The organism is Nitrosopumilus sp. b2 (assembly GCF_014078535.1).
Classification (GTDB): Archaea; Thermoproteota; Nitrososphaeria; order Nitrososphaerales; family Nitrosopumilaceae; genus Nitrosopumilus; species Nitrosopumilus piranensis.
Genome location: NZ_MU078702.1, coordinates 15,816 through 26,930 on the forward strand (window position 1 = coordinate 15,816; position 11,115 = coordinate 26,930).

The 11,115-nt window shown below is 36.2% G+C and carries 19 protein-coding genes; 10 read left to right on the top strand and 9 right to left on the bottom strand.

What is annotated here, in order from left to right:
* Positions 1-2: 2 nt before the first annotated feature.
* Positions 3-2,870 carry a leucine--tRNA ligase gene (gene leuS / locus C6989_RS00100; RefSeq protein ID WP_182126022.1) on the top strand — a complete coding sequence of 956 codons (2,868 nt, stop codon included), beginning with the start codon at positions 3-5 and terminating at the stop codon, positions 2,868-2,870.
* Between the two features lie 153 nt (positions 2,871-3,023).
* Here the strand turns inward: leuS and C6989_RS10125 are convergent, their stop codons facing one another.
* A complete protein-coding gene (locus C6989_RS10125; protein WP_255464600.1) occupies positions 3,024-3,158 on the bottom strand; it encodes a hypothetical protein in 135 nt (44 codons plus the stop codon).
* 144 nt (positions 3,159-3,302) lie between these two features.
* On the opposite strand from C6989_RS10125, the gene C6989_RS00105 reads away from it, so the two are divergent.
* Both C6989_RS00105 and C6989_RS10130 read left to right on the top strand, forming a co-directional pair.
* Positions 3,303-3,965: a uracil-DNA glycosylase gene (locus C6989_RS00105; protein ID WP_182126023.1), complete on the top strand. Its 663-nt coding sequence runs from the start codon at positions 3,303-3,305 to the stop codon at positions 3,963-3,965.
* 73 nt (positions 3,966-4,038) lie between these two features.
* Positions 4,039-4,359 carry a hypothetical protein gene (locus tag C6989_RS10130; RefSeq protein ID WP_237087662.1) on the top strand — a complete coding sequence of 107 codons (321 nt, stop codon included), beginning with the start codon at positions 4,039-4,041 and terminating at the stop codon, positions 4,357-4,359.
* Between the two features lie 5 nt (positions 4,360-4,364).
* Here the strand turns inward: C6989_RS10130 and C6989_RS00115 are convergent, their stop codons facing one another.
* Positions 4,365-4,676 (bottom strand): hypothetical protein, encoded by a 312-nt coding sequence (locus tag C6989_RS00115; RefSeq protein WP_182126024.1) that lies wholly within the window; start codon positions 4,674-4,676, stop codon positions 4,365-4,367.
* Complete coding sequence (locus C6989_RS00120; protein ID WP_148703938.1) at positions 4,669-4,860, bottom strand: hypothetical protein; 192 nt, start codon at positions 4,858-4,860, stop codon at positions 4,669-4,671. The genes C6989_RS00115 and C6989_RS00120 overlap by 8 nt, the downstream gene beginning before the upstream one ends.
* A gap of 136 nt (positions 4,861-4,996) precedes the next feature.
* On the opposite strand from C6989_RS00120, the gene C6989_RS00125 reads away from it, so the two are divergent.
* Together C6989_RS00125 and C6989_RS00130 are read left to right on the top strand one after the other, a co-directional pair.
* Positions 4,997-5,506, top strand: coding sequence for a Dps family protein (locus C6989_RS00125; protein ID WP_148703939.1), 510 nt, complete (start codon positions 4,997-4,999; stop codon positions 5,504-5,506).
* A gap of 349 nt (positions 5,507-5,855) precedes the next feature.
* The gene (locus tag C6989_RS00130) at positions 5,856-6,296 is read left to right on the top strand and encodes a hypothetical protein (RefSeq protein WP_182126025.1); all 441 of its coding nucleotides are present in this window, start codon (positions 5,856-5,858) and stop codon (positions 6,294-6,296) included.
* A 113-nt stretch (positions 6,297-6,409) separates the two neighbouring features.
* On the opposite strand, the gene C6989_RS00135 is transcribed toward C6989_RS00130, so the two are convergent.
* From C6989_RS00135 to C6989_RS10135, 3 genes are read right to left on the bottom strand one after another with little or no spacing between them, the layout of a single operon-like run.
* Positions 6,410-6,577, bottom strand: a complete 168-nt coding sequence (locus C6989_RS00135) for a hypothetical protein (RefSeq protein ID WP_182126026.1) — start codon at positions 6,575-6,577, stop codon at positions 6,410-6,412.
* Positions 6,578-6,609: 32 nt separating this feature from the next.
* Positions 6,610-6,750: a hypothetical protein gene (locus C6989_RS00140; RefSeq protein ID WP_182126027.1), complete on the bottom strand. Its 141-nt coding sequence runs from the start codon at positions 6,748-6,750 to the stop codon at positions 6,610-6,612.
* A 42-nt stretch (positions 6,751-6,792) separates the two neighbouring features.
* On the bottom strand, positions 6,793-6,927 hold the full coding sequence (locus tag C6989_RS10135) for a hypothetical protein (RefSeq protein ID WP_255464602.1): 135 nt from the start codon (positions 6,925-6,927) through the stop codon (positions 6,793-6,795).
* Between the two features lie 91 nt (positions 6,928-7,018).
* Between C6989_RS10135 and C6989_RS00145 the strand changes: the two genes are divergently transcribed.
* A complete protein-coding gene (locus C6989_RS00145; RefSeq protein WP_182126028.1) occupies positions 7,019-7,216 on the top strand; it encodes a hypothetical protein in 198 nt (65 codons plus the stop codon).
* 194 nt (positions 7,217-7,410) lie between these two features.
* A complete protein-coding gene (locus C6989_RS00150) occupies positions 7,411-7,554 on the top strand; it encodes a hypothetical protein (protein WP_160272929.1) in 144 nt (47 codons plus the stop codon).
* Positions 7,555-7,578: 24 nt separating this feature from the next.
* On the opposite strand, the gene C6989_RS00155 is transcribed toward C6989_RS00150, so the two are convergent.
* Complete coding sequence (locus C6989_RS00155) at positions 7,579-7,758, bottom strand: hypothetical protein (RefSeq protein WP_148703941.1); 180 nt, start codon at positions 7,756-7,758, stop codon at positions 7,579-7,581.
* A 199-nt stretch (positions 7,759-7,957) separates the two neighbouring features.
* Between C6989_RS00155 and C6989_RS00160 the strand changes: the two genes are divergently transcribed.
* On the top strand, positions 7,958-8,146 hold the full coding sequence (locus C6989_RS00160) for a hypothetical protein (protein WP_148703942.1): 189 nt from the start codon (positions 7,958-7,960) through the stop codon (positions 8,144-8,146).
* Between the two features lie 22 nt (positions 8,147-8,168).
* Here C6989_RS00160 and C6989_RS00165 read toward each other — a convergent pair whose 3' ends face one another.
* Positions 8,169-8,402, bottom strand: coding sequence for a hypothetical protein (locus C6989_RS00165; protein ID WP_182126029.1), 234 nt, complete (start codon positions 8,400-8,402; stop codon positions 8,169-8,171).
* 89 nt (positions 8,403-8,491) lie between these two features.
* Here C6989_RS00165 and C6989_RS00170 point away from each other — a divergent pair, with 89 nt between their 5' ends.
* A complete protein-coding gene (locus C6989_RS00170) occupies positions 8,492-8,968 on the top strand; it encodes a cupredoxin domain-containing protein (protein ID WP_148703944.1) in 477 nt (158 codons plus the stop codon).
* Here the strand turns inward: C6989_RS00170 and C6989_RS00175 are convergent.
* Positions 8,965-9,831 (bottom strand): methyltransferase domain-containing protein, encoded by an 867-nt coding sequence (locus tag C6989_RS00175; protein ID WP_182126030.1) that lies wholly within the window; start codon positions 9,829-9,831, stop codon positions 8,965-8,967. The two genes, C6989_RS00170 and C6989_RS00175, sit on opposite strands and share 4 nt — an antisense overlap.
* 86 nt (positions 9,832-9,917) lie before the next feature.
* On the opposite strand from C6989_RS00175, the gene C6989_RS00180 reads away from it, so the two are divergent.
* A complete protein-coding gene (locus tag C6989_RS00180; protein ID WP_182126031.1) occupies positions 9,918-11,114 on the top strand; it encodes a hypothetical protein in 1,197 nt (398 codons plus the stop codon).
* Position 11,115 lies beyond the last annotated feature (1 nt).

The window sequence follows — 11,115 nt, forward strand, 5'->3', positions numbered from 1 at the left end:
CAATGACAATTAACTGGACTGAGATTGAAAAAAAGTGGCGAGACAAATGGGCCAAATCAAAAGACTTTGAGACAAACCCAAATGACAAACCAAAAAAATTCATTACAGTTGCATATCCATATCCAAACTCTCCGCAACATATCGGACATGGAAGAACATACACACTAGCTGATGTTCATGCAAGATTTTATCGAATGAAAGGATACAATGTACTATTCCCAATGGGATTCCATTATACGGGAACACCTGTACTTGGCATGGCAAAAAGAATCGAGTCTGGAGAAAAAGAGATACTTGATGGGTTAAGAAACATCTACCATGTTCCTGAAGATGCAATAAAGTCATTTGTTAAACCAATAAAGATTGCAGATTACTTTCATGAAGAGATAAAATCTGGAATGATTGAGATGGGGTATTCCATTGATTGGCGTCGTGAATTTACAACTATAGTTCCAAGTTATCAGAAATTTATTGAATGGCAAATCACCACACTAAAAGAAAAGGGTAGAATCATTCAGGGTAGTCATCCAGTTGGATGGTGTCCTGTTGATCAAAACCCAGTATCACAGCACGATACAATGGGCGATGTAGAACCAAAGATTGATGATAAGAATTTCTTGATAAAGTTCAAGCTAGATGAATTTGTATTTCCAATTACGACTCTTCGACCTGAAACTATATTTGGTATTACAAATCTCTGGGTCAATCCAAATACTGTTTACAAAAAGGTGTCAGTTGATAATGAAACTTGGATAGTCTCAGAACAATGTGCAAAGAAACTAGAATTCTTTGAGAAAAAAGTATCAGTAATTGGCGAGATTCCAGGTAGTGAGATAATTGGCAAGAATGCCACTAATCATGACGAACGAGAGATTCCAATACTGCCAGCTGACTTTGTAGAGCCCAGCATGGGAACAGGATTAGTAATGTCTGTGCCTGCACATGCTCCAAAAGACTATCAGGCATTGATGGATTTGAAGGCAAAAGGACACGAACTGGCCTCAAAATTAGAGCCTATTCCAATTATTGGTACAGAAGGATATGGCGCCATTCCAGCAAAAGACATTGTAGAGAAAATGGGAATCTCAGACCAGTCTGATGACAAGTTAGAAGAGGCTACCAAGGAACTATATCTCAAAGAATTTACTGATGGAAAGCTAAATGACAAATGTGCACAGTTTGAAAATGAGAAGGTACAGTTTGGTCGAGACAAAATTAGAGTTTGGTTGCAAGAAAATAATTTTCTAGAAAAATTCCCAGTGTTAGAGAATGCACCGGTGAAATGTCGCTGCGGAGCTGAATGTGTTGTAAAAATATTGAACAACCAGTGGTTCTTGAACTATGGCGATGAAGAATGGAAGGGATTAGCTCGCAAATGTTTAGATGAGATGAACATTCTACCTAACAATATCAAGACAGAGTTTGTTGAAGTAATTGATTGGTTGCATGAGCGAGCTTGTGCAAGACAACAGGGACTTGGAACTAAACTACCATGGGACAAGGACTGGATTGTAGAGTCATTATCAGACAGTGTAATTTACATGGCATACTATACTATATCGAGATTTGTAAATGATGGAACAGTACAACCTGAGAATCTTAGCAAAGAATTCTTTGATTATGTTTTGTTAGATAAAGGCGATGTGACACAAGCTGCCAATTCATCAAATCTTTCTGAAGATGTAATTAATACAATGAAAAAAGAATTCCAATACTTTTATCCAGTTGATTCAAGGCATTCGGGTCGTGATTTGGTACAGAACCACTTGTCATTTTTTGTACTAAACCACGTTGCAATCTTTGATAAAAAATTGTGGCCACAAGAAATTGTTGTTAACGGTAGTGTGATGATGGATGGAGCTAAAATGTCAAAGAGTATGGGAAACATCATTCCATTGCGAGCTGCAATAAAAGATCATGGTGCAGACCCAATTAGATTGGCAATCATATCGTCTGCTGAATTACTCCAAGATGCTGATTTTAACATGGAGTCAGTTTCAGGCATTCAAAGCAAGCTAGAGTCGCTTTTAGAGGAGTGCTCTAGGCTCAAAAAAGGTCAGATTGGCAATTTGCAAGCAGAAGACAGGTGGATTCTCTCCAAAACCCAGAGCAAAATAGCTGAAGTCACAGAAGCAGTAGAAAAAATGAGATTGCGCGAGGCACTACATGATATCTTGTTTACATTTGAGACTGACTTGAGCTGGTATCAAAAACGAGTTCAAGCAAAAGAACGAGGAGATGTTTCAGAAATTTTACACCAGATAAATTCTGCTCGAGTTGCAATGCTGTCTCCATTTGCACCACATGTTAGTGAGGAGATGTGGGAAAAATTAGGAAATTCAGAAATAGTATCAAAGGCACAATGGCCAGAATATTCTAAAGATGATGTAGATGCTGTATCAATTCAAGCTGAAGAGTTGTTAAAATCAACTATAGATGATATTGCAAGTATTCTCAAGGTTACAAAAATCACTCCAAAAAAAATTGTAATCTATGTAGACTCAGATGAAATAAAATCCAAAATCTATCGCAAGATACTTAGTATCATGGTAGGCGGTCAAAACAACATGGGAGTTGTGATGAAGGAGTTAATTGCAGATCCTAATACTGCTGATGCCAAAAAGATGCCAGACTATGTACAAAAAGTAATCAAGGATTTGCATTCTGAATCTGAGAGTATCAAAAGAATGAAGCTTGAAGCTGAATCCTTTGATGAAAAAGAGTTCCTAAAATCAGAACTATCAAGCATTGGTAAGAAAGAGTTTGGAGTAGATATTACAGTGTATTCTAAATCAGATGATGATATCTATGATCCAAAGGGAAAAGCTAGACATGCAAGGCCATTCAAACCTGCAATACTGATTGAGTGATTTAGTCGTTCTAAGAGAATTATAATTTTAGATGTAATTCTAGGCTTTAGCTAATTTACATTGAATTGCAGGAGAACTAAATATTTTATGGTGAATTTATCGTAAGTGAAAATTGATCAGCAAATACAGATGGCACTACAACTGCAGGATAGTCTAAACCTGAAACATCAGATTAACTGCGCTTACATTCCACAAATAATCATCGTCATTTAATGGAATATGAGTGTATGATTGCAATGATAGATGTACAATCTCAACGGATCCTCCAATTTTTTCTACTTGCGCCATACTATTACTACATCATACTAGCATGAGAACAATTCCAAAAGCGAAATGTCAGATATGAATAATTGTTCTTTTATACTAGATTGCAAAAAATCAAAAAAGTTGCATAGTTATAGATTGAAATTTCAGTAAAAACAGGAGCAGACAGTGAGAAAACAAACAATCACAACTCTAAACAAAAAGATCAAAGATTGTCAAAAATGCCCAAGACTATCTACATACATCAGAGATGTTGCCAAAACCAAAGTCAGGCGATTCAAAGAAGAATCATACTACGGCAGACCACTATCAGGATTTGGAGACATTAAGGCAAAACTGCTCATAATAGGATTGGCACCTGCAGCGCACGGCGGAAACAGAACAGGCAGAATGTTTACAGGTGATTCATCAGGTGACTGGGTAGCAAAAGTAATGCACAAGACAGGGTTTGCAAATATACCAATTTCTCAGACCACCAATGACGGACTGGTACTAAATAACGCATACATTACAGCTGCAGTAAGATGCGCACCTCCACAAAACAAGCCAACAAAAGAGGAGATGCAAAACTGCCACCCATATCTTGAGCAAGAACTCCAGATACTAGGTAACGTCACAACCATACTATGTCTTGGAAAAATAGCATATGATGCCACATGCAAGTTACTCCAAGTAAAGCCAGAAAAGTTTGGACACAACAAGACATTTCATTACAACACCATAACAGTAATCACGTCTTACCATCCATCAAAGCAAAACACACAGACAGGCAGACTGTCTTGGAGTGACTGGTATGCAGTATTCAAAAAGGCAAAAAAACTAGCTAGATAGTCACGCAAATTTCAAATTTAAATTAATGCTACAATTCTCAAATTAAAAAAAGAGTCATTCCACTCTAATTTGTATGGCGCATAAACAATACATGTCAGCAATCCCAAATAAAAAAATGAAAAAATCAAATTCCAAATCAATTATAACAATTGCAGCAGTACTTGCAGGTATCGGATTGGCACTTTTGGCATATCTGATGTTTTATGTCGCACCAGATGAGAATATAGAGCTAGTCAAGATAATAGCAATTACAGATAACGGTTGTATTGCAGAGACACTTGATGGATATGCAGTAAACATTGGAAATTGCCAAGGAAAGTCTGGAGACTATGTCAATGCACTAGTTGATCAAAAGCTCAAAGAAAGAGCTGCACTGATGAATCCGACAAGCTAGTTTTTTTACAATTCGTTTATTGCGTCTTGGATGCCATCAACCCATCCACCAACGTTGAACACCCCAAACTTGTAGACTTTCTCTCCGCTACTGGTACGAACACTGATGCATGCCTTTTTCATGATCAGCCCCTCCCTCCAGGTCCTCACTATATCAGATAAGGGAATATCAAGCAGTGTCTCTCCCATGCTTTTTGAGAAATCCATTACACGAGACTTTGTCTTGTCAAATGCAATTCTCTTGGTAGTTAGAGTCAGTATCCCAGGACCAAGATTGTCTTCGTTGCAGTCTTCTTGCTGTAGTTTTTTCTCACTCATGTCTTGCTTTGAGTAGTCTGGCAACTTCTGCAACTAGTTTTTCGTCTTTGTTTACCAAATCAATTAGTGCCTTTTTGTATTCTTGGTCGCCCCACTTGTCTTGTGCAAACATCTGCTTTACCAAATTTACAATATCAGACTTGTTTTTCTGGTGATCATGTCGTGCATTATCTAGATTATCCAATGGTTTGGATTAGTTACAATACAAAATTAATCTTTAGTAATTCATTTTTCGATATCAAAATAATTAAAATAAAAAAAGTTAGCACTATTAAATATATTATCACCATGTTAAATATGATAAACGAAAAATCCCACTAATGGCACAAATAAATGAAACAGCAGTAGAACAAAATCTCAATATCGGTATTGCTGATCAAGACAGAGAAGGGGTAGTCAGTATACTTACTTCCTTGCTCTCTGATGAGTATGTCCTGTATACAAAAACAAGAAACTATCACTGGAATGTGGTTAGTCCGCATTTTAATGACTATCACAAATTCTTTGAAGGTCAATATGGAGAAATCGAAGTCATAATTGATGATATCGCAGAGAGAATTCGACAACTTGGAGGAAAAGCAATTGCTACACTTGATGAATTAAAGTCACATGCAAGGCTACCAGAGCATCCTGGTCAATACCCTACAGATAGAGAGATGTTTGCCAATCTTGTCTCAGACCAGGAATCAATTATCAGAAATCTGAGAGAGGATCTTGAAAAATCTGACAAGAGTTTCCACGATATGGGAACAAGCGATTTTTTGACAGGATTAATGGAGCAACACGAAAAAATGCTTTGGATGCTACGTGCAACAGCTCCTACATCCTAATCTTTTTTTATTTTTATAAATAATTTAATTACTTTGGATTCATATCTCTAAAGTGAATTCAAGTGAAGGCAGATCTGTATAGCATTAGAAGATAATACATCTTTCTTATCACGAATTCACTACTGGTCTATAGTGTTTGTAATAATTAAGATAGGTTCCAGTTGATTTCATTTAGTATCAAATCAATTCATGCAGATCTTAATTGCTTGTTTTGCTAAAGTGGTTTTGGAGGAAACAGAAAAAAATCCATCTAGAAACAATTGAGAATAGTCTAAACAGTGATTTATTACAATCTATGTTTTGCTCTTTAGTTGTTTCTTTATGGAATTACTCTAGAAGGTGAATCGATATGATTTATGATATTTTACATGGTTTTGAAAAACATGTACCACACAACACTGATGAAGTCCGTTACAAAGTTTTGACGCCTGCTTACAGGTTTGTCACATCAACTGACTTTGTCATAGGTGTTATTGTAGTAGCATTGGTTCTAGCATTAATGCTGCTTCCAACAGCCTTTGCAATGACACAAGTAAATATTGAACGTGCATCCATCAAGGAACTCTATGTAGAGTTTAATGGGACATATCACTTGTATGCATTTGAGTTGTGTGCAGGAGACAAGCCATTACGCTATGCCAAAATCATAGTAACTTCTGACTCGAGTATGGTGACTGTAGACGTTAACAAGACCATAAAGGAAAACAAGTGCAGAAACTTTGGTGTAAACATCACTGCCGATAATGTCGACAGCATACATGCAAAACTAGTAAAACAAATTAGAGCATAACTCTAATAGTTGGATCAATGGCATGATCCAATTTTTCTTTTTAACCAGATTAGTTTTCTTGTGATTTTTTCATGAATTTTGTTAATAATATAAACAAATTCCTTTCTCAGATTTCAAACTCCAACACTTCTCATGGCAGCACATGCCTTGTTTCCCTTGCTCCAGCACTTGCAAGAACATGACACTGCCTTTCCGCTCTTGATATCTTTGACTACTTTATGAAATACTCCCTCTCTAACCTTTGATGGAATGGTTAGTGTTTCGTATTTCTCAGAGTCCATAAAATTATTAGAAAAATTCTCAATTTAAAAATTTAGAATCCTTCCTCATTGGTGTCAGGTTGTGCATTAACGCTCTCAAAAGTCATCTCTTGTTTCTGACAAGACTCACATTTTTCCCACATGCCAAACTCGTTTCTGATTTTTCCCTTGCCATCGCATCTCAAACATGGCATAAAATTTCTACAAGGCACAAAAACTTAAGATTTTTGATAGTCTTACTTTTTTGCCTTTTGTGGTTTGGAATGAGCCTTTACCATGTGCCTCATTGTTCTTTGAGGATCATTAAACTCCATCTTGCATATCTTGCAGACAAGACCAGGCTCTTCCTGCTTCTTTTTGAAGAGATTCATGGAAATGACGCAGGTTGGTTTCAATATTAATTGTGAAAAGGCAAAGAGTGTAGATTTTAGTTAAAAAAAATCAATACAGGAAATTTGGGGTATGGATAAATATGTGAAATGGCAATTTGTACTATTCAAGAATCCTGTAAAGCCTACTACCTTTGCAGGCTTGAATCCTGATTGTACAGTATGTTTTTGCTTGGTAAATTCGACCAATGCCCCAAGCAACGACATACTTGCAGTCAAAAATTATTACTTGTGGCAATCACACATGCAACTATTAGGAAAACACCTATGACTAAGGCAGTCCCTGCAGCCCTTACTTCTGCCACTTTTTACACGTAGTCTCTCTTTGTCCATAAATGGGCCTCATCATTACAAGATTGTTTATCAGATAGTTTTGCCATAAATCGCATAAGAAAATACAAACTTAAGCGTATTGGCGCCCAAGATGTTTGTCCGGCTTAAATGCAATGAACTGCCAATTAATACATGATAACAAAGAAAGAAAGAACAGAAATTTTTGAAGATACGATTTCAGGTCTTAGAAAAAAATTCATTCCATCTGAGAGAAAAGTGGATGTAAAGATACTAGACAGATTGGCTGAAAAGTTTCGCAGACTACCCCTGGATTAGAATTTTAGTTAAAGATACAATAAATCAAACTTTTTCCCAGCAGCTTGAAGCGCCGCACTGGCCACACTTTGCCTTTTCGTTCCATTTCTCAAATGGCTTGTCAGATGGAATCTTTACTACTGTAATTCTCTGGCATCCAGTACACTTTACCTTGATTGGAATGTTTCCAGCATTTCCTCCAACAAACAAGTCCTTGAATCCCATGATACTATATTTGGTGTAGGAGTCTATTGTATGTTTTTTGGATAGATCTGAATTTTTTGTATGAATTGATTAACAACTACCTATCATTTGAGACAAATTACAACAACTCCAAACCAGAATATGGTTTGTCAAAATAGATTGTGCGATCAAAAATTAATTTTTACTCTTTTGGCTAAATCCCAACTGCTAGAAACCATTCATGACAAAAACACAAGAAGAACCAATTTCAGAAAAATCAATTCAAGACAGACTACGACAAGCAAGCTGCATTACAGTAGAGTCTGCACTCAGAAACAAAGTAAATCTCAACGTTGAATGGTATGATGTTCACGGGGAACAGCAAAATCAAAAGTTCACAATTGCTGCAGGTTCAGTAATAGAGTTTTAGGATTTTCTCCTATTTCTTTTTTTTAATTTACGCCCTTTCTTCTAGATAGTTTTTCTGCTGGAAAGTTTGATGTCTTTTCAAATTCGTCTGCCTTTGCCTTGACATTTGCCCGTTCTTGCTCTGTCTGCTCGCGAATAATCACGTCTTCACTATCTGTGTAATTTTGACACTTGTTGCAAAGCCACAGCGTACCCTTGTTGGATTCCTTGTATATTGGGTATCTTCTACCCTCGCACTGTTTGCAAAAAAGAGGCATGATTCCAGTGGAATAATTCTCAAATAAAGTCTTATCACTTGTGATATTTTCATCTAGTTTCTTAAATGAGAAAGACCAAATATACACAATTGAAACAAAATGACAAAATTTTGATCATTGCAGGACTGGTTGCAGGAATGATAGGATTGGCAGTAATGATTGGGTTTATCGGACAAGGAAATGTCAGACATGTGTCGATTTTTTGGACTGAAAAAGTAGAGCAGACAGTAGTATTCCAAGAGGTAGGCGGTGAAACCCAAATCAAAGCAATAAAGGGAGTCAAAGGAGATGACAACCCAACGCTAATTTCTCGTACAGCATTTGCTTATGTCTTGACTGTAATTAACAATGGAACCACACATCACAGATTATACATTGACGGTTTTAACGTTCAAACTGACTTGTTAGAGCCAGGAGAGCAAGACACCATTACAATTTATCCAGACAAGGAAGGCGAATTTACCTACTATGACAAGAGGCAGTATCTAGAACCACTAGGCAAAATCAAAATTTTCTCAGTTGTACCAAGTGATGAGTTCACAGGAATCTGGAAAGACCTGATTTAGGATTTTTGTGCTATTACGAAATCTACTTTGTAGTTTAGAGTAGTTCGTGGATTGAGTTTCAGATTCCAGGGGATAAAGGATGGTTTTTTTGTAGAACTCAAAACATTAAATCCCAAATCTGTCAAATTTATGCGCAAAAGAGATTCATTAATGGGATTTTTCACAGAATTTGGACCTCTATCAAAGTCGTATGGATCAGAGATTACAAAATGGCCTTTAGTGATCTGTTTTGATATTGATTTTAGCAAGACTCTTGGTTCAATTATTTCTAAAACGTTTAGAGCCAAAACTAAATCAAACTGTAATTTTCCAAACACAGGACAAAGTGAATCAGCTACAAAGTAATCCAAGTTTTCTTTGAAATGTTTTTTTGCAATGTCTAATGCACTAAAGGAACGATCCAAACCAAATACCATCTCATGGGAATCAGCCAAATGATTAGTAGTTATTCCAATAGAGCAACCATGCTCCAAGACAAGTTTTGATGAAGGTAAAGCATCTAGATTTTTCTTTACTTCAAAATAAAATTTGGAGTTTTTGCTGTTTTGGTAAATTTTAGACCATTTCTCTTCAAGGTTGCTCCTGTCATTTTCTTTTTTACTCAAAGAAGATTTTACAAAACTCTTGAGTTTTGGGGAGCAAACAAGATTGTACAGTTTTCCTCCCAAGATTCGTCGTGAAGAAAGATAATTGGCAAAGTCATCCCACAAAATTGGAATTTTGTGTATTATAGGAAATTTCAATTTACATTTTTTGCATTCTAGCATTCCCTCAACAATTTCTTTTTCAGACAAAAAAACATCAAGTTCAAGCTTTGCTCCACATCGCACACATCTCAAAAATTCAAGACTTGATTGAAGCATATGAGAAATCAATTATTACAAACTATATTTCTTTGATCTAAAACCAAGATAATGTTAAATGTAGTAATCGACGATTTGATTTGAAAATGGGAGAGTTTGAAGAATTTGCAGAGGCACTTTTTGGGCAGTTATCAGTAGAGATTGATGAGGAAAAAGAGATTTCTGGGCTCGCAGTAAAGGCCAAAGAAGACTTGGCAGGCAAGGTGGAGTTTGAAGATATTGAGGAAATTGCAAATAGAGTAATTCCAGAATTTAAGACAAAGATCAAAGAGTTTCTTGGAGTAGATGTATCTGATAACATCAAACTAGAATTTCCAGAGCTTGAAGACCTAAAGAGACTCAAAGGAGAAAAAGTCTTTGCAGATAACGAATCAAAAGAGTTTGTAAGGGAATTATTTAATGCAGTAGCAAAAGAAGATCAAAAAAAGATTGCAGAACTAATGAAGCAAGACACGGCAAAATATTTAGTATATTCAACATATGCAATTCAATACATTTCTAAAATCACTACAACATATGGAGACTATCTTAATGACGTGATTTATCTCAATAAATTCATTCTATCAAGATATCCACAAATTATTTTACACAAACAAGGAGAGCCATACGAATCAAGATTTGAGAATGTAAACTCTGGGTACATGGGTGCAATAAAGATGGCAGTATTAGAAGAACTAATCCACTCCACACAAGAAAAGTTACATCAAATCAACAAAGAAGCTGCAATGCAGGTAAACAAGATTAATGAAGAGTTGGCAGGAATTATCCTAAAGATTGATACTCAAACTGTCAATATGCTTGCAGAATATTGCCAACTTCAAACAGTACCAGATGATTTCCCGTTTGCAAAAAGGGCAAACCTGTTTTTCTTTTTGAATCCAGACCATTTCCTAATTGAGCAGATTGGCCCTGACGTTATGACATTTACACATGTAGAGATGGATCCAAAAATAAAAGAAGTGATTCCACAGCTCTTAGATATTTACAAGAGATGGCTTGCACCAATCCAGCATCACCATGCAGTATTTACTGCAATGGAAGGCATGGCAGGATTTGCAATTGAAAATATCCTAAAAGATGACCAAGATTTCCAAAATTATCTTACAACATTCATGGGAACGGACATTTCATCATACCAGGTTAGAAAGAGCATGGGCAAGGACTTTACAAAGACAGTATATGAAAAATTAGGCTCAGATACGTTCAAAAAAATCATTGAAATTCCCCCAAACACCAGAGAACTCAAGGATCCCCAACTATACCTTGACAAGTTGAGCCAGTAAC

Bases quoted from the DNA above. Each gene is read 5' to 3' on its own strand.
- C6989_RS00125 (WP_148703939.1), top strand. From the start codon at position 4,997: ATGGCACAAATAAATGAAACAGCAGTAGAACAAAATCTCAATATCGGT.
- C6989_RS00145 (WP_182126028.1), top strand. From the start codon at position 7,019: ATGGATAAATATGTGAAATGGCAATTTGTACTATTCAAGAATCCTGTA.
- C6989_RS10130 (WP_237087662.1), top strand. From the start codon at position 4,039: ATGGCGCATAAACAATACATGTCAGCAATCCCAAATAAAAAAATGAAA.
- C6989_RS00155 (WP_148703941.1), bottom strand. From the start codon at position 7,758: ATGGGATTCAAGGACTTGTTTGTTGGAGGAAATGCTGGAAACATTCCA.
- C6989_RS10135 (WP_255464602.1), bottom strand. From the start codon at position 6,927: ATGAATCTCTTCAAAAAGAAGCAGGAAGAGCCTGGTCTTGTCTGCAAG.
- leuS (WP_182126022.1), top strand. From the start codon at position 3: ATGACAATTAACTGGACTGAGATTGAAAAAAAGTGGCGAGACAAATGG.
- C6989_RS00115 (WP_182126024.1), bottom strand. From the start codon at position 4,676: ATGAGTGAGAAAAAACTACAGCAAGAAGACTGCAACGAAGACAATCTT.
- C6989_RS10125 (WP_255464600.1), bottom strand. From the start codon at position 3,158: ATGGCGCAAGTAGAAAAAATTGGAGGATCCGTTGAGATTGTACATCTA.
- C6989_RS00135 (WP_182126026.1), bottom strand. From the start codon at position 6,577: ATGGACTCTGAGAAATACGAAACACTAACCATTCCATCAAAGGTTAGA.
- C6989_RS00160 (WP_148703942.1), top strand. From the start codon at position 7,958: ATGACAAAAACACAAGAAGAACCAATTTCAGAAAAATCAATTCAAGAC.
- C6989_RS00140 (WP_182126027.1), bottom strand. From the start codon at position 6,750: ATGCCATGTTTGAGATGCGATGGCAAGGGAAAAATCAGAAACGAGTTT.
- C6989_RS00130 (WP_182126025.1), top strand. From the start codon at position 5,856: ATGATTTATGATATTTTACATGGTTTTGAAAAACATGTACCACACAAC.
- C6989_RS00175 (WP_182126030.1), bottom strand. From the start codon at position 9,831: ATGCTTCAATCAAGTCTTGAATTTTTGAGATGTGTGCGATGTGGAGCA.
- C6989_RS00180 (WP_182126031.1), top strand. From the start codon at position 9,918: ATGGGAGAGTTTGAAGAATTTGCAGAGGCACTTTTTGGGCAGTTATCA.
- C6989_RS00165 (WP_182126029.1), bottom strand. From the start codon at position 8,402: ATGCCTCTTTTTTGCAAACAGTGCGAGGGTAGAAGATACCCAATATAC.
- C6989_RS00150 (WP_160272929.1), top strand. From the start codon at position 7,411: ATGATAACAAAGAAAGAAAGAACAGAAATTTTTGAAGATACGATTTCA.